17 protein-coding genes are annotated in these 22575 nt (G+C 63.7%); 7 read left to right on the top strand and 10 right to left on the bottom strand.

What is annotated here, in order from left to right:
- Positions 1-25 precede the first annotated feature (25 nt).
- Entirely contained in the window at positions 26-3469 is a 3444-nt protein-coding gene (locus ACFWEM_RS28805; RefSeq protein WP_378539177.1) for a TM0106 family RecB-like putative nuclease, read from the bottom strand.
- 83 nt (positions 3470-3552) lie between these two features.
- On the opposite strand from ACFWEM_RS28805, the gene ACFWEM_RS28800 reads away from it, so the two are divergent.
- Positions 3553-4194: an alpha/beta hydrolase gene (locus ACFWEM_RS28800; RefSeq protein ID WP_378539176.1), complete on the top strand. Its 642-nt coding sequence runs from the start codon at positions 3553-3555 to the stop codon at positions 4192-4194.
- Between the two features lie 5 nt (positions 4195-4199).
- On the opposite strand, the gene ACFWEM_RS28795 is transcribed toward ACFWEM_RS28800, so the two are convergent.
- On the bottom strand, positions 4200-4817 hold the full coding sequence (locus ACFWEM_RS28795) for a cysteine hydrolase family protein (protein WP_378539175.1): 618 nt from the start codon (positions 4815-4817) through the stop codon (positions 4200-4202).
- Positions 4818-4909: 92 nt separating this feature from the next.
- On the opposite strand from ACFWEM_RS28795, the gene ACFWEM_RS28790 reads away from it, so the two are divergent.
- The 3 genes from ACFWEM_RS28790 (at position 4910) to ACFWEM_RS28780 (ending at position 8068) form a co-directional block, all read left to right on the top strand.
- On the top strand, positions 4910-5611 hold the full coding sequence (locus ACFWEM_RS28790; protein ID WP_378539174.1) for a FadR/GntR family transcriptional regulator: 702 nt from the start codon (positions 4910-4912) through the stop codon (positions 5609-5611).
- Entirely contained in the window at positions 5608-6978 is a 1371-nt protein-coding gene (locus ACFWEM_RS28785; RefSeq protein WP_378539173.1) for an FAD-binding oxidoreductase, read from the top strand. The genes ACFWEM_RS28790 and ACFWEM_RS28785 overlap by 4 nt, the downstream gene beginning before the upstream one ends.
- Positions 6979-7063: 85 nt before the next feature.
- A complete protein-coding gene (locus ACFWEM_RS28780) occupies positions 7064-8068 on the top strand; it encodes an NAD-dependent epimerase/dehydratase family protein (protein ID WP_378539172.1) in 1005 nt (334 codons plus the stop codon).
- A 55-nt stretch (positions 8069-8123) separates the two neighbouring features.
- Here the strand turns inward: ACFWEM_RS28780 and ACFWEM_RS28775 are convergent, their stop codons facing one another.
- The 4 genes from ACFWEM_RS28775 to ACFWEM_RS28760 all read right to left on the bottom strand — a co-directional run bounded on the left by ACFWEM_RS28775 (position 8124) and on the right by ACFWEM_RS28760 (position 12385).
- Positions 8124-9911, bottom strand: coding sequence for an AMP-dependent synthetase/ligase (locus ACFWEM_RS28775; protein ID WP_378449081.1), 1788 nt, complete (start codon positions 9909-9911; stop codon positions 8124-8126).
- Between the two features lie 139 nt (positions 9912-10050).
- On the bottom strand, positions 10051-10749 hold the full coding sequence (locus tag ACFWEM_RS28770; protein WP_058228429.1) for a hypothetical protein: 699 nt from the start codon (positions 10747-10749) through the stop codon (positions 10051-10053).
- A gap of 126 nt (positions 10750-10875) precedes the next feature.
- Entirely contained in the window at positions 10876-11502 is a 627-nt protein-coding gene (locus ACFWEM_RS28765; RefSeq protein WP_378539171.1) for a phosphoribosyltransferase, read from the bottom strand.
- A 55-nt stretch (positions 11503-11557) separates the two neighbouring features.
- Positions 11558-12385: a carbon-nitrogen hydrolase family protein gene (locus ACFWEM_RS28760; RefSeq protein ID WP_378449083.1), complete on the bottom strand. Its 828-nt coding sequence runs from the start codon at positions 12383-12385 to the stop codon at positions 11558-11560.
- A 102-nt stretch (positions 12386-12487) separates the two neighbouring features.
- On the opposite strand from ACFWEM_RS28760, the gene ACFWEM_RS28755 reads away from it, so the two are divergent.
- Complete coding sequence (locus tag ACFWEM_RS28755) at positions 12488-14263, top strand: DEAD/DEAH box helicase (RefSeq protein ID WP_378539170.1); 1776 nt, start codon at positions 12488-12490, stop codon at positions 14261-14263.
- A 103-nt stretch (positions 14264-14366) separates the two neighbouring features.
- Here the strand turns inward: ACFWEM_RS28755 and ACFWEM_RS28750 are convergent, their stop codons facing one another.
- From ACFWEM_RS28750 to ACFWEM_RS28735, 4 genes are all read right to left on the bottom strand, one after another.
- Positions 14367-16265, bottom strand: coding sequence for an ABC transporter ATP-binding protein (locus ACFWEM_RS28750; protein ID WP_378539169.1), 1899 nt, complete (start codon positions 16263-16265; stop codon positions 14367-14369).
- 92 nt (positions 16266-16357) lie between these two features.
- On the bottom strand, positions 16358-16948 hold the full coding sequence (locus ACFWEM_RS28745) for a hypothetical protein (protein WP_230817452.1): 591 nt from the start codon (positions 16946-16948) through the stop codon (positions 16358-16360).
- A gap of 56 nt (positions 16949-17004) precedes the next feature.
- Positions 17005-17415, bottom strand: a complete 411-nt coding sequence (locus tag ACFWEM_RS28740; RefSeq protein WP_378539168.1) for a YchJ family protein — start codon at positions 17413-17415, stop codon at positions 17005-17007.
- A gap of 22 nt (positions 17416-17437) precedes the next feature.
- On the bottom strand, positions 17438-19000 hold the full coding sequence (locus ACFWEM_RS28735; protein ID WP_378539167.1) for a long-chain-fatty-acid--CoA ligase: 1563 nt from the start codon (positions 18998-19000) through the stop codon (positions 17438-17440).
- A gap of 261 nt (positions 19001-19261) precedes the next feature.
- Here ACFWEM_RS28735 and ACFWEM_RS28730 point away from each other — a divergent pair, with 261 nt between their 5' ends.
- A complete protein-coding gene (locus ACFWEM_RS28730; protein ID WP_378539166.1) occupies positions 19262-20035 on the top strand; it encodes an ABC transporter ATP-binding protein in 774 nt (257 codons plus the stop codon).
- A gap of 4 nt (positions 20036-20039) precedes the next feature.
- The gene (locus ACFWEM_RS28725; RefSeq protein WP_378539165.1) at positions 20040-22574 is read left to right on the top strand and encodes an ABC transporter permease; all 2535 of its coding nucleotides are present in this window, start codon (positions 20040-20042) and stop codon (positions 22572-22574) included.
- Position 22575 lies beyond the last annotated feature (1 nt).

Raw genomic sequence — 22575 nt, 5'->3', positions numbered from 1 at the left:
AGGCTTCGGGTAAGGCAGGCTTCGGCTAGCTCGTCAGCCTCATGAACGCGCCCAGTTCCACCAATCCCGCGGGCGTGCTCGGCATGTACTGCGTCAATGCGTGCGATCGGACGATGATCGCGCACCACTTGCCGCGTGAGACAGCAACGTTGAGGCGGTTCCGCGACAGCAGGAACGACATTCCTCGCGGGACGTCCTCGACGGCGGAGGCAGCCATCGACACGATTGCCACCGCGGCCTCGCGTCCTTGGAACTTGTCGACGGTGCCGACCTCAACCTCCGTGAGACCGGCCTCGGTGAGATCGCGCTCGACGGTGCCCACCTGGGCGTTGTACGCCGCGACCACGAGAATGTCCGACTGCTCCAGCGGCCTGGTTCCCTCGAACTCGCTGGGGTCGGTCCACGGTGTACCGAGAAGTTCCTGGATCTGGCGAACGATCTCCTGCGACTCTTCCGGCGAGTACGTGGAATTGCCGCGGTGATCGACGTACACCGTGTGCACTCCGGCGGCGAGTCCGTCGAGTTTCCTTGCTGCACTGACGGTTTCCTGGGAGTGGAGTTTGCTCTCGTACGACAGTGCAGACACGGGGGCGCACAGATCGGGGTGCATTCGCCACGTTTTCTCGAGGAAGTAGCCGAGTTCGGGTGGCAGTGCACCGTGTCCCTCGGCGAGCCAACCGAGTGCCGATTCGTCGACAGGTTCGGGGTGCGTGCCTTGGCTGACCTGCGGCAGTTGCTGTGGATCGCCCAGTAGCAACAGGTTTCGCGCGGAGATCGCGACGGCAATCGTGTTGGCCAGCGCGAATTGACCTGCCTCGTCGACCACGAGCAAGTCCAAACTGCCGGCGGGAACACGATCGGTGTTCGCGAAGTCCCATGCAGTGCCGCCGATGACGCAGCCGACGCCTTCCGCTTCGCCGATGAAACCGGCGTATTCCTCGGACGCGATGTCCTGCCATTCCGCGGTCTTGCTGCGGCTACCCTTCTTTGCGACCAGTGCGGGGTCCACGCCGGCCTTCAGAATGCCGCCGAGCATGTTCTCGACCACCGAATGTGATTGTGCCACCACGCCGATTCGCCAATGGTGTTGTTCGATCAGTGTCTTGACGACGCGAGCGCCCGTGTAGGTTTTGCCCGTACCGGGAGGACCTTGCACCGCCACGTAGGAATCGTCGAGGTCGAGAAGTGCGGCGGTGATGGCGTCGGCGTAGTTGTTGTCGGCGCCGACAGGTGGCAGCGGTGAACCCGAGAGCGTTCTCGGGGTGCTGCGCCTGAGAATGTCGACTGCCGCGATGTGTGGCAGTTCGGGCAGGCTCTCACTGGCGCCGGACGCGGCAGCGGCGATGGACTTCTCCATACGTCCGGTGGGAATCGGACGACCAGGTGCCAACGCGACCGGGGAATCGATGTATTCGTCACCGCTGAGCAGTTCTTCCACGGTGACCACGTCGAGCCCTTCGGACTTGACGACGGCGGTGACCTTGACGCTGCTAGTGCCGCGCTGGGTGGGGTTCTCGCTAGCAACTGCATCCGGGGAGGGGGTTGCGTAGAGCGCGAAAAGATCACTGCCCGGGCTCAAAGACGTTCCGGTGCCGAAACTTCCGGTCAATTGGATGTGGCGACGAAACTTCTTCTGCCGCGGGGTGCTCTTGTGCCAGTCCGCTTCGATTTCGGACTGCTCGACCACCATGACGTCGCGGATGTCCACGAGGTCTTCGATCGGTGTGACCAATCGGTCGAAGTGGGCCCACCAGTACGGCTTCCGCTCGCGATTGTGGTAACCGACTGCTGCGGCCAATAGAGCAGCAGCCTGCTGATCGGGGGTGCGTGTCGAACCGGCCTTGTGGCCGGCGAAGTCGCGGAGTGCGATTTCCGATTCGGTGAGTTCTTCGAGTGGAATCTTGATCTGTCCGGTCGGCTCACGAAGTTCGACACCATGTTCTGCGGCGCGCTCGGCGAGCCAATCACGCAGGCGGAGAGTGGATTCGCAGTCGTACTCGTTGTAGTCGGAGATGCCCTGAAGAAGATCCCTGGCCTGGTCGGCTTGTCCGCCGTCGCGCAATTCGCAGTAGTCGGCATAAGCGACGACCGAGGCGGCGGCGTTGGTCACGTCACCGTCGCGGCCGTGCTCACCCATGTAGAGCGGCTCGAGTTTCTTGATGCTGTACGAGCGTTGTCCGATCCGTAGGCACGCGCGGACGATCGGATACAGGTCGACGAGCACGTTCTCGCTGAGCAGCGTGTCCACTGTCTGCTCACCGACACCGTGACGTGCGGCCAAGCGCAACAGCGCCGATTTCTCGTACGCGGCGTAGTGGTAGATGTGCATGCCGGGGTGGGCTTCACGGCGCGCGGTGACGTAGTCGAGGAAGTCGAGGAGCGCTTGGCGCTCACCCTCGCGGTCGTGTGCCCAGAACGGCTTGAACACATAGTTGTCCGCCGGCCCTTCGACCACGCCGAACAGGTACTCCAATCCCCAGTCGGTGGATCCGTCCTCGGCCCAGAGTGGATCGCCCTCGAAGTCGAAGAAGATGTCGCCGTCGTCGGGGACGGGTAGACCGCCGAGCGCCGAGGGCTCGTAGACCTCGAATTCGGCGTCGCCGGATTGATCCTGGCGTAGTTGAACGGCTGCCTGCGCACGGAGTTTGTCGAGGGTTTCCCGGCGAATTCCCTCAACTGCGCCAGTGCTCGAGGCAAGTTCGTCGATTGTCGTGATCCCCGAGACGATCAGTTGTTCGCGCTGATTGCCGCGGACACCCGCAACCAGCAGGAGGTCCCGATGGCTTTCGACCTCGACGCTGCAGGTGTCGCAGCGGCCGCAACGCAGGTACCGATCGTCGAGCCACTGGGTTGGTTTTCCCTCGGCGCGGTGCTCGTCGAGGACTCGTTCGAGTTCTGCTCTGCGCGCCGCGAACACCGGTGCGATGTCTCCGATGTCGTGTGACGACGTGCTGCCGTCTCCGAGCAGTAGATGAACCTGATCGGAGGCGGCGATTGCATTGCGCTCCAACGCGTCTGCGTACGCGGCGAGTTGGAGGAGCGCCGACACCTTGGCATGCCGGGAGAGTTTGCTGTCGTAGACGGCGTACGTGTCGCCCTCACGGACGAGGAAATCGCAGAAACCGAGGAATCGGCCGTCGAAGAAGGTTCCCTGATAGATGACGGGCGCACCGGATCGGGCGGCCTCGACGGTGGCCAGGGTGGCGGCGGTCAACCCCGCGCGTGAGTGTTCCGGCCGCGGCATGACGACGACGCCGTCACCGTGTTGATCGATGAACTTCTGAAGCTGTTCGCGCTCGTGCGAGTCGCCGAGGCTCGACGTTCGCTCGAGCATCGGATCCGCCTCGGCGGCCTCGGCCGCGATCAGACCGGTACGGGCGTCGAGTTGCCGCAGCAGTGCGAACTCGCACGAGGCCGCAGCCGAGAGGTCGCTGGCGCTGTAGACGATCTGATCATCGAGTAGGAACACAGGGCGATTGTGCCATCGCTCACCGACAAGGCAACCCACCAGTAATCACCCACGCGCCGCGGATACCGGTGGCGGAGTGCAGAATGACGATCATGCCTTTCTTCGACGGACGAACCGGTCAGGTGCACTTTCGGCATTGGCCGGCGGCAGGGGGTGTGGTGCCCACGGTGTCATTGGTCTTTCTGCACGGTCTCGGTCAGCACAGCGGTCAGTACCACCGCTTCGCGGGCGCTATGACGGCGTCGGGGATAGACGTGTGGGCGATCGATCACACGGGGCACGGCTTGTCGGAGGGGGATCCGGGGGTAGGCGCTCCGCTGTCCGATCTTGCTGCCGATGCAGCAGCGCTGGCTGACATCGCTCTGGCGGAACTGCCCGAAGTCCCGCAGGCGGTGATGGGCCATTCCTTGGGTGCGGTGACGGCGCTGACGATGTTGGCTCATCGCGATCACGATTTTGCCTCCGCGGTGCTGTGCGGCATTCCGCGCAGCGCGGTCGAGCAACACGGTTGGGGGGAACTCTCCGAAGCCGGGATTCCGGTGTTGGTCGTCCACGGCACTGACGACCGGATCGCGCCGGTCGATCCGGTCCGAGACTGGGCCCGGACGCTGCGCAACGTCGAGATGCGCGAGTTCGAGGACGCCGGTCACGACCTGCTGCACGAGAAGGTTCACGCCAGTGTCACCAACGTCAGCCGTGAATTCCTTCTCGCGCATTCCAGATAGGCCTCTCAGGAGAGTGCGTCAAGGACCTCTTTCGACGTGACGGGATGCGAGAACATCGGGTAGTCGAAGGTGATCGCGTTCTCGTGTTCGGCCACCGAAGTTCCGGCCACACAATCGGTGAGAGTGATGACCCGGTAGCCGTTCTCGTATCCGGTGCGCATGGTCGATTCGACGCAGCAGTTGGTCAGGAAACCGCCGAGAATGATCGTTCGAATTCCTTTGCTGCGCAGAATGAAATCGAGGTTGGTACTGGCAAATGTGTCGAGTCCACGCTTGCCCTCGATGACGATGTCGCCGTCCTTCGGGGTGAGGTCGTCGACGATCGCGGCGCCCCACGAGCCCTTCACGAAAGCCTTGCCGTCGACGACGCCCTTGAGGATTCCGTACGGATGCGAGGTTATTTCGTTGTACCCCTCGGCGAAGGTGATCGGAGCGTGCATCACGGTGACACCCGCCGCGCGGGCCGCATCGACCAGCGCGGCGGTGTTCGCGAGGAGTCCGTTCGATTCCATGACAGGTGCGACGGCCTCGTGGAGGACGCCGCCTTCGGTGGTGAAGTCGTTCTGGTACTCGATGAGCACGACGGCGGTGGTTGCGGGGTCCAATTCGAGCTTGTCGGTCATGGTCGGCACCTTCTCTGTTGTGGTCCGGGTCACGAATCTTCTCAATTAAACAGTTTGTCAGACAAGCAGGCAAGGGGTGGTAGCGTCGCGGCATGGATACGACTCCGTTGTCGCGCATGCCGCTCAGCCTTGCCGTGTCGGGAAGAATCCGCGCTGCCATTCTCGACGGCTCGCTTCCCGTCGGTGAGGCATTGCCGACCGAACAGGAACTCGCACAGACGTTCTCGGTGGGTCGATCGACGGTCCGTGAGGCACTTCGCGTCCTGCAAGCGCAGGGATTGCTGACTGGCGCGGACACTACGTCGACTGCCAGACCTCGGGTGACGCACGAGCATACGGCCGATTCCGCAGCCACCGCCCTCAGTACGGCGTTGCAGGTGGGTGCAGTTCCGCTGGGCGATCTTGTCGAATTACGAGTGCTGCTCGAAGCCGCCGCACTGCGCACAGTCGGTGCGGTTCCAGGCGAGGCCAGGGACGCGATCGAGCGGATGCGCGTCGCGACGCTTGCCGACGACTCGGTCGCCTTCCACGACGCGGACGTCGACTTTCACGTTGCACTCGCCGGAGCGGGCGGGAACAAGGCGTTCGGGTTGGTCATGACGGTTCTTCGGGACAGCATCGCCGGCTACTTGCTGAGCGAACTCGACGCGCGCGAGAACTCGGAAGCCACACTCGGTGCACTCCTGAAAGAACACGAGGGTATCGCCGACGCGATCGAGCGCGGCGCCTCCGACGAGGCTGCCCATTTGGTCGAGCGCCACGTGCGCGGATTCTACGAAGGACGAACGGAATGACCACGAGTATCGATCTGTTGGGCGAACGCTTGCAGAAAGCGCTGGGGGACAGAGCCACAACCGACCCCGACCGAATGGGCGCGTACGTCCGGGATCAATCACTGCTCACTGCGGCCGGAAAGCCTGCTGCACTGGTCAAAGCGCAGACGGTCGACGACGTCGTCGCCGTCATGACGGTGGCCCACGAACTCTCCGTTCCGGTGGTGACGCGAGGGGCGGGAACCGGGTTGGCCGGCGCCGCCAACGCGCTCGACGGATGCATCGTGCTGAGCGTCGCGGGCATGGATCGCATTCTCGAGATCGATCCTGCCGCGCGCACCGCCACGGTGGAGCCCGGAGTGATCAATAATGACCTGGCCGAAGCTGCTGCACAGCAGGGCCTTTGGTACGTTCCTGATCCGGGAAGCCGGGCGATCTCGAGTATCGGCGGCAACCTGGCGACAAATGCGGGCGGCATCTGTTGCGCAAAGTACGGTGTCACCGGCGATCACGTCGCGGCCCTGACGGCGGTACTGGCGGATGGGCGTCTGATCCGTACCGGTGCGCGGACGCGCAAAAATGTCGCGGGGTTGGACCTGACACATCTGCTCGTGGGGTCTGAGGGCACTTTGGCCGTCATCGTCGAAGCCACGATGCGATTGCGAACGGCGCCCACTGCAGCGACCACCGTCGTTGCATTTTTCGATTCCGCGGAGTCCGCGATCGATGCGGTCCTCGCGGTGTCGGCAGTGGCCGAACCGTGTCAGATGGAGTTGATGGACGACGTCACCATCGGCGCGGTCAACCGCCTGACGAAGATGGGGCTGGACGAGTCGGCCGGGGCGATGCTGCTCATCCAGTGCGACGGTAGGTCAGCTGCCGCCGAAGCTGCGGACTGTGCCGCAGCGTGCGAAAGCGTCGGGGCGAGAGAGGTTTTCCACACCGATGATCCGGTGGAAGGTGACGAGTTCACCGCGGCTCGCCGGATGGCATTACCCGCTCTCGAGGCGATGGGCACGGTGCTACTCGACGATGTCGCGGTGCCCGTGCCTGCGTTACCGTCCATGCTGGGGTGCATCCGAGAGGCGGCCGAGCGTCACGGTGTCACGATCGGAACCTTCGGTCACGCCGCCGACGGAAATCTCCACCCGACCATCGTGTTCGACGCCGCCGAAGCCGGGGCGCAGGATCGTGCCCGCGGAGCGTTCGACGACATCGTCGCCGGGGCGCTGGCGTTGGGCGGAACGATCAGCGGTGAACACGGTATCGGCGTGCTCAAAGCGCCGTACATGGCAGACATGGTCGGTCAGACCGAACGCGAGATGATGCTCGCAGTGAAGGCCGCATTCGATCCGAAGAACATTCTCAATCCCGGACGAGGTATCTGAGCGATTCGTCTGTCGTACTCATCGTAAATTGCGCTACCAGACGAACGTGTTGCCGCACGACGCTTTTCGAGTGACGATGGCCGTCATGAAGCTGTTGATGCTCGGAGGAACACGGTTCCTCGGCCGCGCCCTCGTCGACGACGCTCTGGCACGGGGCTGGGAAGTGACAGTGCTCCATCGGGGGCTCACCGGAGCGCCGCCGTCTACGGCGGAGGTCCTGTTCGCTGATCGCACCGATCAGCGAGCGATGGCCGAGGCGCTCGGTGACCGTCGATGGGACTTCGTCGTCGACACGTGGTCGGGTAGCCCCCGGGTGGTCGGTGAGAATGCACGCGTCTTGCGCGGTCACGTCGAACGGTACGCATACATTTCCAGCGGATCCGTCTACCAGTGGGGCTTGCACGTCGACGAGAGCTCACCTGTTGTTGCCGCTTCCGCGACGTCCGACGACGGCAGCGATTACGCGTCCGCCAAACGCGGCGCCGAACTCGCTGTCCTGGAATTCTTCCCGAATGCACTGCTCGCGAGGGCAGGGCTGATCCTCGGACCACACGAGGACATCGGGCGATTGCCGTGGTGGCTGCGGCGCATCGGCGCAGGAGGCCGCGTCGTTGCTCCCGGGGTGCCGACCAGGCCACTTCAATACGTCGATGTCCGTGACATCGCATCCTTTGTCCTGTCCGGACTGGCCGCAGGGATCGGCGGGGCATATGACGTCATCAGCCCGTCCGGGCACACCACAACCTCCGGGCTCCTTCAGGCGTGCGTGGACGCCACCGGTTCGGGCGCGGAATTGGTGTGGATCGACGAGGACAGGCTGGCGGCGGCTGGAGCGCAGCCGTGGACACAACTCCCGTGTTGGGTGCCGCAAGAGGGCAAGTTCGCAGGCTTCCTCGAAGCCGACACTGCCAAGGCAGCGCGAGCGGGACAGGCAGGGCAGGCGGGACTGCGATGCCGCCCGGTCGAAGACACCGTGCGAGACACCTGGGCGTGGATGCAACAGGAAACCCTGCCGGCCCAGCGGGAGGATCGTGCGGTGCACGGATTGCCTCCGGAGATCGAAAGAGAACTTCTTTCCGCCGGAGACTGAAATGCGTCTGGCCCGGTTCGCATTCGAACCGGGCCAGACGCGTGAAAGACGAGAATCAGGCGTACAAGTCGCTGATCTTGGTCTTGTGAGCTTCGTGAATGATGTTGCGCTTGAGCTTGAGCGTCGGCGTCAATTCGCCGGTCTCCTGGGTGAAGTCGACCTCGAGGATCGTGTACTTCTTGATCTGCTCGGGGTTGGAGACCTTCTTGTTGGCGTCGGCAACGGCTGAGTCGATCTCGGCGATCAGATCGGCGTTCTTCACCAGATCGGCAATCGCGGTGTTCGCGGGCAGGCCGTTGCGCTCGACCCAACCGGGCAGTGTTTCCGGATCGAGGGTGATCAGTGCACCGATGAACGGCTGGCCGTCACCGACCACGAGGCACTGGCTGATCAGAGCGTGCGCACGCAGGGAATCCTCGAGGCCTGCCGGTGCGACGTTCTTACCGCCGGCGGTGACGATGATTTCCTTCTTGCGGCCGGTGATCGAGACGTAACCCTCGTTGTCGATCGATCCGAGGTCGCCGGTGTGGAACCAGCCGTCGACGATGGATTCGGCAGTGGCCTTCTCGTTGTGCCAGTAACCGGCGAACACGACCGGGCCCTGCAGGAGGAGTTCGCCGTCTTCGGCGATCCGGGCGGCGTGGCCGTTGATCGGCTTGCCAACGGTGCCGACGCGCTGCGCGCTCGAGGTGTTGACGGTGATTGCGGCGCTGGTCTCGGTGAGTCCGTAGCCCTCGTAGATCGGGATGCCGACGCCGCGGAAGTAGTGGCCGAGGCGCGCACCGAGAGCTGCGCCGCCGGAGACCGCACGCTCGCACTCGCCGCCCAGTGCTGCGCGTAGCTTCGAGTAGACGAGCTTGTCGAATACCGCGTGCTTGAGCTTGAGTGCCAGTCCGGGGCCACCCTTTTCGAGGGATTCGCTGTACTCGATGGCCGTGGCCGCAGCCTTGTCGAAGATGCTGCCCTTGCCGCCGTCGACGGCTTTCTGGCGAGCCGAGTTGTAGACCTTCTCGAACACGCGGGGCACCGACAGGATGAAGTTGGGCTTGAAGCCGGCGAACTGCTCGAGGAGCGTCGTCAGATCCGACGTGTGGGCGACGGTGACCTTGGCGTCGAAAGCGCCGAACGAGATCGCTCGCGCGAACACGTGGGCGAGCGGCAGGAACATCAGTGTCTTCTTGCCGGGGACCATCGACTCCGGCATCGCTAGGCGGCAGGCGTTGGACTCGGCGTAGAAGTTCGAGTGCGTCAGCTGGACACCCTTGGGGCGTCCGGTGGTTCCGGAGGTGTATATCAGGGTCGCGGGCGAGGCTGCGGTGACCTGGTGACGACGAGTGTGCAGTTCTTCGTCGGTGATTGCGGAACCGCGGCTGGACAACTCGTCGATCGCACCCGACTCGATGACCAGGACTTCGCGTAGGGCTTCTGCGCCGTCGGTGACTTCCTTGTGGGTCTCCGCGTGCTTGGCCGTTTCGACGACCAGAAGCGTCGTCGCGGAATCCTCGAGGATCCACTGTGCCTGATCAGGGGAGGAGGTCTCGTAGATCGCGACGGTGCATCCGCCGGCTGTCCAGATGGCGTAGTCGAGAACGACCCACTCGTAGCGAGTCGCGGACAGGATAGCGACGCGGTCGCCGAGCTCGACACCTGAAGCGATCAGGCCCTTGGCAACTGCGGAGACCTGCTTCGCGAATTCAGCTGCGGTGACGTCGACCCATCCACCGTTCGACGGCCTCTTGAACGGCACGAATGTGGGGTCTTCTTCGGCATGACGGAACACGGAGTCGGCCATTGAAACGTTCTCCGGAATTGAGAACGACTGTGGAACTGAGAACTCGCGCACTATTGACCCCTCCAGTGACTACTGACATTTCTGATGTGCATTGCATCACATTAGTCGTCATTTTGCACTGTCGTTACTATTCGGTAGAACTGGTCGGGCGCTGACCTGCAGTTTAGTGTGACCGGCTGTTTACAGGTACTCAGGCGACGTGTTGGAGCGTGCGGCCGTGCACGGACAACCAGCGGCGAATCGCGTAGTCCAATCGGTCCGGATCCACGCCGAGTTGCTCTGCAGTAGCTGCAAGGATCTCCGAGGTGTCTCCCGGCAGTTCGGTGGTGCCGAGTGTTGCGCTGATGAAGGTGTCGGCGGCGGTGCCCAGATCGGTGTGGGGGATTCCGGCCAACATCAACAGGTGCGCCCAGGTCACTTCGGAACCGTCTCCGCAGGCGTCGACCCAGGCGTGGTGAACGGCATCGAGAGCGTTGTCGGAATCAGCAGCGGACAGCAGGTCCTCGACGCTGTTGATCCGCAAGTGATGGAGTTTCTCGGCGACCTGTTGGATGTGACGTGCTTCGATCGGGACGCCCGTCGCCGTGTAGCGGCGCTTGTACGAGCCGATCTTGCCTGCCCACTGGTCCGAGCTCCCGGCTTCCTCGAACGTGCGGAGGAGTTCGCGTGCGCCGTCCGTGACGGGTTTGTCTTCGCGGGCTTTCCGGTAGGCGAGGTAGCGATCGACGACGGTCACTTCGCTGTGGCCCGACGTGGACTGCACGGATTCGATGATGCACAGGGCGAGGCTCTGTCGATAAGCGTCTGACGCAACCCATGCGGACGGGTCGCCCAGGCGGTCACGGCACGCAGCTGCGACGGCGTCGACGGTATCGGTCGAGATGGTCACGGTTCCTCCAGAAAGCTGATTCTTTTTGTTCCATTTGGGCTATCGGCACCGAGGAGCGAAATGTTGCACACATCACAAATTCACATAGTTTTCTTGGACTGCGCTCAGGTGAGAAAGAGTCAGGGCTCAGGCGAGGAAGGTCAGAACTTCGTCGTCGCTGAGTTGATGAAAGTCCTCGAATGCAGCACCGACGCCGCCCAACAGGGCAGGAACGAAGGGGCAGATGACGCGATCGGCCGAGCACGCGATCACTCTCATGGCTTCGGGGGAGGCGACGGGTACAGCGACGATCACGCAGGCAGCACCCGCGGTGCGCGCACACCGGCAGGCAACTGCGGCACTCGCTCCCGTCGCCATTCCGTCGTCGACGATCACCGCGGTGCGTCCGTGGAGGGAAACCGGGGTCCGTCCTTCACGCAGAAGGCGCGCTCGCCGCTCCAACTCGAGTCGTTCGTCGTGTTCGACGGCGGCGAGTTCTGTTTTCGAGACGCGAACCGCTGCGATGACGTCGTGGTTGAGGACTCGCACCCCGCCCTCGCCGATAGCGCCCATCGCGAGTTCCGGGTTGTACGGACTACCGAGCTTGCGCACCACCACGATGTCCAGCGGTGCATTCAGTGCTGAAGCAACCTCGGCTGCGACGGGTACTCCGCCGCGCGGGAGTCCGAGGACGACCGGCTTGTCCATACGCAGAGCCTCGAGCCGCCCGGCCAGAAATTTGCCGGCGGAAGATCGATCCCGATACTGGGTCACTGCTTTGTCCTCGAGAAGCTCGAACCCCGACCAATTCGACGCTACTCGCTGCACATCACCGCGACGAGACTGTGAACCTCCGCAGTGCGAGAGCGGGATTCTTCTCGCGTACTTCGGCAATTCGAGCGGCCGTGACAGTCGCGGTGGCGACCCCGACCTGCTCGCCCAGTGAGCACATCACGACGCCCATCGGGTCGACGATCATGCTGGCACCCGCGCCGCCGCGCGCGCTCTGATCTGCCGCTGCGATGTACATCGTGTTCTCGATGGCCCGGGCGCGCACGAGAGTGGTCCAGTGGTCTTCCTTGAGCGGCCCGGGCACCCACTGGGCGGGCAGGAGCAAGACGTCCGCGCCGACATCGACGATGCGTCGGGTGACCTCCGGGAAGCGCAGGTCGTAGCAGGTCTGGAGGCCGAAGGTCAGGCCGTCGCACCCGAAAGTCTGCGGTTCGGTGATGTCACCCGCGCGGATCACAGCCGATTCCTGGTAGCCGAAGGCGTCGTACAGATGCAGTTTGCGGTAGGTCGCCACCAGTTCGCCGTTGGGGTCCACCGCGACGAGGGTGTTGGAGATTCTGCTCACGTCGTCGATTCGCTCGTTCATTCCTGCCACGAGGAAGATTCCGAACTCCGCGGCGACCGCCGCCAGTGCCGAACCGAATTCGCCGTCCAGGTCCTCCGCGGACTCGATCAGTCGCTCGTCCGTCTTCGGTGCGGTGAACATCGAGTACTCCGGCGCCACGACAACTTTCGCGCCCCGTGCTGCTGCGTCGGAAGCCAGTGATCGCAATGATTCGAGGTTGGCTTTCTTGTCCGTCCCCGGAGCGAATTGGGCAATCGCGACAACGGTCTGGGAGGGGGTGGCTGTGGTGGCTGCGGTCATGCTTCCTACGCTAGGCGAAACCCGCTGGGAGGGTGGATCTGTCGTAAATGCACCCCCGGTATGTCGTCGTGTCTATACTCTATCCGCTAAACTGCTGGTCAAATGAGTGATATTGAGCGTGACCCCGAACCCCCAACATTTGCCGACCTCGACATCGATGATCGGGTACTGAAGGCACTGTCAGACGTGGGCTACGAGTCGCCCTCGCCCATTCAGGCTGCCACCATTCCGCCGCTGCTCGAAGGCAAGGACGTTGTCGGTCTCGCACAGACCGGTACCGGCAAGACCGCAGCCTTCGCAGTTCCCGTTCTGTCGCGGATCGACACGTCGATCAAGCAGACCCAGGCGCTGGTGCTTGCTCCCACGCGTGAGCTGGCGCTTCAGGTTGCCGAGGCATTCGGCAAATACTCCGCCCACATCCCCGGACTCAACGTCCTGCCGATCTACGGCGGCCAGAGCTACGGCGTCCAGCTGTCCGGCCTGCGCCGCGGTGCGCACGTCGTCGTCGGCACCCCGGGTCGTGTCATCGACCATCTCGAAAAGGGCACCCTGGACCTGACCAATCTCAAGTACCTCGTTCTCGACGAGGCCGACGAGATGCTCAAGATGGGTTTCCAGGAGGACGTCGAGCGCATCCTCCGCGACACCCCCGGCGACAAGCAGGTTGCCCTGTTCTCGGCAACGATGCCCGGCTCGATTCGCCGGATCTCGAAGCAATACCTGAACAATCCGGTCGAGATCACCGTCAAGTCCAAGACGTCGACCGCCTCGAACATCACGCAGCGCTACATTCAGGTTGCTCATCAGCGCAAGCTCGATGCACTGACCCGAGTCCTCGAGGTCGAGGCTTTCGAGGCGATGATCATCTTCGTCCGTACCAAGCAGGCCACCGAAGACCTGGCGGAGAAGCTGCGCGCCCGCGGGCACTCGGCTGCCGCGATCAACGGCGACATCGTCCAGGCACAGCGTGAGCGGACCATCGGTCAGCTCAAGAACGGCGCCCTCGACATCCTCGTCGCGACCGACGTTGCTGCGCGAGGCCTCGACGTGGATCGAATCTCCCACGTCGTCAACTACGACATCCCCCATGACACGGAGTCGTACGTTCACCGCATCGGTCGTACCGGCCGCGCCGGTCGTCAGGGTGACGCGTTGCTGTTCGTCGCTCCGCGTGAGCGTCATCTGCTCAAGTCCATCGAGAAGGCGACGCGTCAGCCGCTTGCGGAGATGCAGCTTCCCAGTGTCGACGACGTCAACGCCCAGCGTGTGACCAAGTTCGGTGACTCCATCACCGAGAGCTTGGCATCGGAGAATCTCGCGATGTTCCGCAAGATGATCGAGGACTACGACCAGGAACATGACGTTCCGCTCATCGATATCGCTGCCGCCTTGGCGCTGCAGTCGCGCGACGGTGAGGCATTCCTGCTCGCTCCCGAGCCGCCAGCACCGCCGCGTCGTGAGCGTGAGCCCCGTGAACCTCGTCCCCCTCGCCGTTTCGACGACGGCCCGGCTCCTCGCTCGCGTGGACCCGAGGGTCAGGAATTGGCCGCGTACCGCATCGCAGTCGGCAAGCGTCACCGCGTCGTGCCGGGTGCCATCGTCGGCGCAATCGCCAATGAGGGCGGGCTTCGTCGAAGCGACTTCGGGCACATCAGCATTCGCCCGGATCACAGCATTGTCGAGTTGCCGGCCGACCTCTCCAACGAGACTCTGGAAGCTCTGCGTCGCACACGCATCTCCGGCGTTCTGATCCAGCTGCAGCCTGATTTCGGCCCGCCGCAGGGACGTCCGAGTGGGCGTGGCGACCGTGGTGGCCGCGATGATCGCGGTGGACGTGACGACCGCCGCGGTGGCGGACGCGATCGCTACAACGACTGACGCACAGCCTTCAACGTCTTGACGTAAAGGCTGAAACAGGCGCTGCCCTCCGTGAGGAGGTCAGCGCCTGTTTTTTGTGGGGCGGTGGCAGGGGCGGGCAGTATCAGATCGGCGTCGGTTCGAGGGCGCCGTTCTTCCTCGCGTTGGTGTCGAACTGCGTGCGGTACAACTCGGCGTAGCGACCACCGCGTGCAAGCAGTTCTTCATGGTTGCCGCGCTCGACGATCTGGCCTGCCTCGACGACAAGGATCAGGTCGGCTGCCCGGATTGTGGACAAACGGTGTGCGATCACCACAGCAGTCCGCCCGGCGAGTGCTTCGCCGAGGGCTTCCTGAACCGCGGCTTCCGACGTCGAGTCGAGATGCGCGGTGGCCTCGTCCAGGATGACGACGCGAGGCTGGGCCAGGAGCAGTCGTGCGATGGTCAGGCGTTGACGCTCACCGCCCGAGAGGCGGTATCCGCGTTCACCCACCACTGTCTCCAATCCGTCGGGGAGCGACGCAACCAGGTCGGTGAGCCGTGCTCGCTCCAGAACCTCACGCAGATCTTCTTCGGTGGCATTCGGTCGCGCGAGGAGCAGGTTGGATCGAAGGCTCTCGTGGAACAGGTGCCCGTCCTGCGTGACCATGCCGACGGTCTCACGGATGGAATCGGAACTGAGGTCTCGGACGTCGACGCCGCCCAGCTCGACCGATCCGGAGTCGATGTCGTAGAGGCGCGGAATCATCTGCGCCACGGTCGACTTTCCGGCACCGGACGTGCCGACCAGGGCGACCATCTGTCCCGCTTCGGTGCGGAACGAGAGGTCGTGCAACACGTCCTCGCCGCCGCGGGTGTCGAGGATCGCGACCTCCTCCAACGAAGCGAGTGACACCTTGTCGGCAGAGGGGTAGGCAAAAGTGACGTTCTTGAACTCGACGGATACCGGGCCCTGCGGCACCGTGCGTGCATCGGGCTTCTCGGTGATGAGTGGTGCCAGATCGAGAATCTCGAATACCCGCTCGAAGCTGACCAGAGCGCTCATGACGTCCACCCGGGCGCTGGCCAGTGCGGTCAGCGGCGAGTACAGCCTCGTGAGCAGCAGCGCCATCGCGACGACAGCGCCTGCATCCAACTGACCGCGCAGCGCGTAGAAGCCGCCGAGTCCGTAGACGAGGGCAAGGGCAAGCGCGGAGACCAGCGTCAGTGCTGTGACGAAGACGGACTGCAGCATCGCGGTCCGGACTCCGATGTTCCGCACACGCCTGGCACGAACCGCGAACTCCGCCGACTCTTGCGAAGGGCGACCGAACAGCTTGACCAGAGTCGCGCCGGGAGCGGAGAACCGTTCCGTCATTTGGGTGCTCATCATCGAATTATGGTTGGCAGCTTCACGATTGAGTGCCGCGAGTTTTGCGCCCATCCGCCGTGCGGGGATCACGAAGATGGGGAGAAGTACCAACGCGAGCACGGTGATCTGCCACGAGATCCCGAGCATGACGATCAGCGTGATCACCAGCGTGACCAGATTGCTGACCACTCCGGACAATGTGTCGCTGAAGGCGCGCTGAGCGCCGATGACGTCGTTGTTGAGACGGCTGACGAGCGCTCCGGTTCGAGTTCTGGTGAAGAACGCGATCGGCATCTTCTGGACGTGATCGAAGACGGTGGTGCGCAGATGCAGGATCAGATCTTCACCGATGCTGGCCGAGAGCCACCGGGTCAACAGGCCCAGCGCGGCCTCGAGAATTGCGACCAGTGCGATCAGGGCGGCAAGTTTGACGACCACGTCGACGGCGTCGCCGCCGACTATCGCGTTGACCACGCGCCCGGCGAGGACGGGTGTTGCCACGGCAAGCGCAGCCGTGACGACGCTCAGCACGAGGTACCAGCTGAGATTGCGTTTCTGCGGGACTGCGAACGTCGCGATCCGCTTCAGTGTCGCCTTCGAGAACGGGCGCCGATCTTCTTGCGCGTGCATCGCGTTGTACATCGCGTTCCACGCGGTGACTTCCATACTCATGACTTCGCCCCTCCGGTCGCCGGCCACGAAGATTACGCGGCCGGTACGACACGAAGGTAGAACCTAAACCAAACTTCAGGTCAAGTGCGGCCTCAGCGGGCGACGTCGACCACCACTCGCGGAGGATCGCTGAGCGTCGTCACCGTGAACGGCTGCTTCTCGGTCACCCCGATGAACGACTGCGTGACTCCTTCGAACACGTTCGACCCGTTGACCTCGGTCACGACTCCGCCGACGCCGGGAACCGGGTTGGGGCCGGAGTACTGTTCGACTCCGCTGTCGAAGGGATAGGCGGAACCGTCGATCAGGACCTGGATCACTGCGGCGCCCTGGATGTCCACGGGCTTTCCGCTGCCTTCTTGGGTGGCCGCGTCGACGTACTTGACGCGCCATCCGGGTGTGCCGGTGCCGCCCATCTCGTAGACGACGCGATCGAATCCGTCGTGCTCGCCCACGCGGACGTCGACGACGGTGAGCTTGGATTCGGTGCCCGCTGCCGACGTCTTGTCGGAGCTGTCCGTCGGGACTGGTTCCGTGGTCGACGCTGCGGCACTCGAAGTCGAGGTGACGGCCGAGGTGGCTGCCGTGGGAGTGGTCTCCGCGTCCTGCGAACAGGCAGTCAGGCTCACGCCCACTGCGATGGCAGCGACAGCGGCAAATGATCTCGTCCGGTTCGTTGTCATGACTCGATCGTAGGGCTCGCGTGATCGGGTTCCGCGGCGGCGGTGCCCGGAGTTACCTAACCGATATCGCCGTCGACGTAGAGCCACTTGCCGTCCGTTCGCGCAAATCGACTGCGTTCGTGGAGCATTCCCCGCTCGCGCCCGAATGCGTAGTGAGCGCGAAATTCAACGACGCCGTCGGAATCGAACAGGCCGCCTCGTTCGGTGTCCAGGATCTCCAACCGGAGCCATTTCTGGTTGGGATCGAGATCGAGTTCGGTGGGAAGATTGTCGGGATGCCAAGTCCGCGTGAGGTATTCGTCGTCCATTACAGTGAAAGCCGTGTAGCGCGAACGCATCAGGGTTTCGGCGGTCGGGGCATGTGCCGCCCCGCTGAGGTACTTGCCGCAGCACTCGACCAACGCGTTGCCGCTGCCGCACGGGCACGGATCGTTCGGTCGGGGTGTGGTGGGGCGGCTCGGGGTCACCGCCCCATTACAGCACGGGTTCTCAGACCAGCTTGTGTTCGCGGTTCTCCCAGTAGGGTTTGCGGAGGTCGCGTTTGAGGATCTTTCCGGTGGGATTGCGAGGAAGGATCTCGACGACGTCGATACTGGTCGGGCACTTGAACTTTGCGAGGCGTTGTTGTGTGTAGGTGATCAGTTCGGTTTCGTCGATCTGCGCATCGGCGGTGAGAACCACGACGGCCTTGACGGTTTCACCCCAGCGGTCGTCGGGAACGCCGATGACCGCGACCTCCGCGATTGCCGGATGCTCCACCAATACGCGTTCGATCTCGGGGGAGTAGACGTTCTCGCCGCCGGTGATGATCATGTCCTTGAGACGGTCCTCGATGAACACGAAGCCGCCGGAGTCGGCGCGGCCCATGTCGCCGCTGCGCAACCATCCGTCGGCGGTGATGGTTTCGGCCGTCGCCTCGGGCTTGCCCAGATATCCGGGTGTGCACTGTTCGGATCGCCACCACAGTTCGCCGGTCGTACCGGTGGGCACGTCCTCGAGCGTGACGGGGTCCACCACGCGCATCTCGACGCCGGGGATCGCTGTACCTGCTGATGCCATGCGCTCGACCTGCGACTCGTCGCGGTGAACGTCCGGCATCAACGCGGTAACGACACCTGCCATTTCGGTCATGCCGTAGACCTGGACGAATTCGGTGTCCGGCCAGGCTGCGAGTGCCGCTCGCAACAATGGGAGGGGCATGGGGGCGGCGCCGTAGGTGATGCGTTTGAGTGCTTTGAAGGCGGCGACTGCCTGCTCGCCGGCGGCCAGGACCCCGGCAATGACCGGTGGGACGAGGAAAGCGATGTTCGCACCGGCGGCGAGACCGGCGAAGATCGACGGCCCGTCGGCTTCTCTGGTGAAGTGACAGCGACCACCGGTGTGAATTGCCATGATGGCGTAGCAGGTTCCGCCGACGTGGAACATCGGCATCGCGATCAGGAATCGATGATCCTCGTGAGCCGGCAGGATTTCGAGAACATTGTTGCTGTGCGCGAACAGGTTTCGATGCGTGAGTTGGACACCTTTGGGTCGACCGGTCGTTCCGGAACTGTAAAGAACCAGAGCGGTGACATCGGGGCTCACCTCGGGTCGGGAACTGAGCGGGGTGACCTCGTCGATCCAGGGTTCGAACTCGTCGTGTTCACCGCCGACGGCGAAGATCGACTCGACGGCCGTCAATCGATCGCGCATGGCGACGATCTGGGGCAGGAGGTCGCTGCCGACGAACAGGATGCGTGCGCCACAGTCCGCGAGAACGTAATCCAGCTCTTCGCCCGAAAGTCGCCAGTTGGGAATGACATTCGCGGCCCCGAGCAGTGAGGCGGCGTACGTGACTTCGAGACAGGACAGATGATTCTTGTCGACGAAAGCGACAGTGTCGCCGGCACCGATGCCTGATTCGGCGAGGGCGGCGGCGATACGCAGGATGCGGTCCCGCCACTGGGCCCACGTGTACTCGGTCCCTTGGAAGGTCATCGCTGCTTGATCAGGCTTGACCGTCGCCCAGTGCTCTAGCCGATCGAAAATGATTCCAGCGGTGGCGTCGGACATTCGGCCGCCTCTCTCGTGTGATTGGTGTCACAAGGTTAGTGCGCGCCCGCCATTCATACCGCTGTTTCTCGCCAATGCACGCCCTTGGAGGGCCGTGAATTCTCAGACCCTGATCGGCTCGGTCGTGGATATCAGGGTGGTCCCCGATGGCGGGCGGGCCCCACACCCGACAGGATGGAACCAACCATTGCGGGCGTCCGTGTTTTCACGGGCGCCCGTCACGCCCGCAAAGTAGCACCGAAGTGAACAGGAAAGGCGATCATGAGTTCGCACGCCCAGGATGTCGCGGCCCGCGCAGTCGGCCTGTCCAAGACCTACGGCACCGGAGATACCCAGGTGCACGCCCTCAGTTCGGTGTCCGCAGATTTTGCCCGCGGTGAGTTCACGGCGATCATGGGGCCGTCCGGTTCCGGCAAGTCGACGCTGATGCATTGCCTCGCCGGTCTGGATTCCGCCAGTTCGGGTTCTGTCCTCATCGGCGACACGGAACTCACGACGCTCTCCGACAAACAGATGACGCAACTACGACGCGATCGCATCGGATTCGTCTTTCAGGCGTTCAACCTGGTGCCGACGCTGACGGCGCTCGAGAACATCACGTTGCCCCTCGACATCGCCGGACGCAAAGCGGATCAGACCTGGCTGAACAGCGTCCTGACCAAGCTGGGGCTCGGGGATCGGCTCGATCACCGGCCGGGAGAGTTGTCGGGTGGTCAGCAGCAGCGTGTGGCGTGCGCGCGTGCGCTGGCGGGTCAGCCGGAGATCATCTTCGGCGACGAGCCGACCGGAAACCTCGATTCGAAGTCCTCCGGGGAGGTGCTCTCGATCCTGCGCGCAGCGGTCGACGAGTTCAACCAAACCGTGGTGATCGTGACGCACGATCCGCGGGCAGCGGCGTACGCCGATCGGGTCGTGTTCCTCGCGGACGGCAAGATCGTCGACGAATTGCGCGAGCCGACGGCAGATTCGGTCCTCGATCGTATGAAGCGCCTCGACGCTCCGCAGGCGGTCGTGAACGCGGAAGCCGGGGCTTGAGCACATGGCTTCGGTAAGCAACTCGCCGATGCGCAAGGTCTCCCTGCGCAATTTGGCGGCACACAAGGTGCGACTTGCGCTGACGGTTCTGTCCGTCGTGCTCGGCACGGCTTTTGTCGCGGGGTCCTTCGTTTTCACCGACACCCTCCAGAAGACTTTCGATTCGATCTTCGAGAACACTGCCCAGGGCGTCGACGTTCGGGTATCGATGGAAGACCGCAACACCAGCGGCGTTCCGGTGGAGGACGTCGACAAACTTGCGGCGGTCGACGGCGTCCGGGCGATCGCGCCGGCGGTCAGCGGACAGATCGTCCTGATCAACGCAGACGGTGGTGCCGTTCAGACCGGCGGCGCGCCCAGTATCGGGCAGTCCTACCTACCTCCGGGCCAGGCGATTGCCGAACCCGACACCTTCGTCGAGGGCGCGCCTCCGACGCAGACCGGTCAGGTCGCGCTGAACACCAGCGCCGCCGAGCGAGCCGGTCTGAAGGTGGGGGACACTGCCAAGGTTCTGGCACCGGCCCGCGGAATCGTGGACGTGACGTTGTCCGGCATCTACGAAGGGGCCGGTAGTGACACCGGTGGATTCATCGGCGCGCTCTTCACCGACGAACAGGCTCGTGGACTTTTCACCGACGGCCGGCATGTCGAGTACATCGACGTCGCGGGCAACGGGGTCTCGCAGACGGAACTGCAGCAACGCGTCGAGCAGGTTTTCCCCGATCTCAAGGTGCAGACCGGTGACCAGGTTCGCGAGGAGACCAAGGCCGAGGTCGACTCGGCGCTGAGCTTCATCAACTACTTCCTGCTGGCGTTCGGTGCGATCGCTCTGCTCGTCGGCACGTTCATCATCTACAACACCTTCTCGATGATCGTGGCGCAGCGTCTTCGTGAGCTGGCGCTGCTGCGTGCGATCGGTGCGAGCCGAGCGCAGGTCGGTCGGTCGGTGGTCACCGAGGCGTTGGTGGTCGGGCTCATCGGCAGCATCATCGGTCTGCTCGGTGGTATCGGTCTCGCCTACGGATTGCGCAGTCTGCTCAACACATTCGACGTCGGTCTGCCGGAAGGCCCGCTCCAGGTGGGCGCGCGCACGATCATCGTCGCGTTGGTGGTGGGCGTCGTCGTCACGACGCTCAGCGCCTACGCTCCCGCTCGGCGTGCGTCGAAGATCCCGCCCGTAGCGGCCATGCGTGAGGAGTTCGCCTCCACTGGCGACTCGCTGCGGGTGCGGACGCTGATCGGCGCGATCCTCGGCGTGATCGGTGTGGCACTGCTCGTGTTCGGCTCTCGCGGTACCGGCGGCGGCGCCGCTCTGATAGTCGGACTCGGCGCGTTCTCGTTGATCATCGCGGTTCTTCTCGGTGCTCCGGCGCTGTCGCGGCCGATCGTCGGTGCGCTCGGTGCCGTGTTCGCCAAGCCGTTCGGTGCCATCGGGCGGCTGGCTCGTACCAACGCGGTGCGCAATCCCCGTCGCACGGCCGCAACGGCATTCGCACTGACTCTCGGCCTGATGTTGGTGACCGTCATCGGAGTGTTCGGATCTTCGGCCAAGGCGAGCATCAATGCTCTTGTGGACGTGGGTGTCTCGGCCGACTACATCCTGACCGGTCCCAACGCGATCGGTGTGCCGCGCGGTGCGGCCGACGCCGTCCGGCAGGTGCCCGACGTGCAGAGCGCGACGTCCTTGCACGGAGTGCGCGCGAAGGTCGACGGTGAGGACGAGCAGGGCGCTTCGTTCGACGGCCCGATCGAAGGCGTGCTCGAGTACAAGATCCTCGAGGGCACGGTCGATCTGACCGGCAACAACATGCTCGTCTCGAAGTCGACTGCGGACGACAAGGGGTGGACTGTCGGCTCGACTCAGACGCTGACCGGTCCCGGCGGCGTCGAGTACCAGACCGTAGTCGCGGGAGTGTTCGAGGACAACCAGCTGATCGGTTCGTGGATCGTCTCGGACGAGGCGTACCGGAAGCTGATGCCGGCGGAGAGCCTGCCGGACTTCGTGGTTCTGGTGAAGGCGAAGCCGGGGGCGGATCTGACGACGCTGCGATCCGAACTCGAAACGGCGACGGAGAAGTACGTTGTCGTCCAGGTGCAGGATCGTGAGGAGTTCAAGGGAACTCAGGGTCAGCAGATCAACACGTTGTTGGCGATCCTCTACGGTCTCCTGGCGCTCGCGGTCGTGATCGCGATCCTCGGCATCATCAACACGTTGGCACTCTCGGTGGTCGAGCGGCGACGAGAAATCGGAATGCTGCGAGCCGTCGGCATGCAGCGAGGACAGATGCGACGCACGATCTACCTCGAATCGGTGCTCATTGCGGTGTACGGCGCGGCGGTCGGAGTTGTTCTCGGCATCGCGTTCGGTTGGGCCTTCGTGAGCACTCTCGCGGATCAGGGCCTCGACAAGATCACGATCCCGTGGGGTCAGGTGGTCGGAATGCTGATCGGCTCGGGTGTGGTGGGTGTCTTGGCGGCGCTGTGGCCGGCCAACCGAGCGGCCAAGACAAAGCCGCTGGAGGCGATTGCGGACATGTAGG

Origin of the sequence: Rhodococcus sp. NPDC060176 (genome assembly GCF_042728675.1) — a bacterium.
Lineage (GTDB): Bacteria > Actinomycetota > Actinomycetes > Mycobacteriales > Mycobacteriaceae > Rhodococcus_F.
The sequence above is the reverse complement of the archived record's forward strand: the minus strand, read 5'-3'. Positions and strand labels throughout refer to the sequence as shown.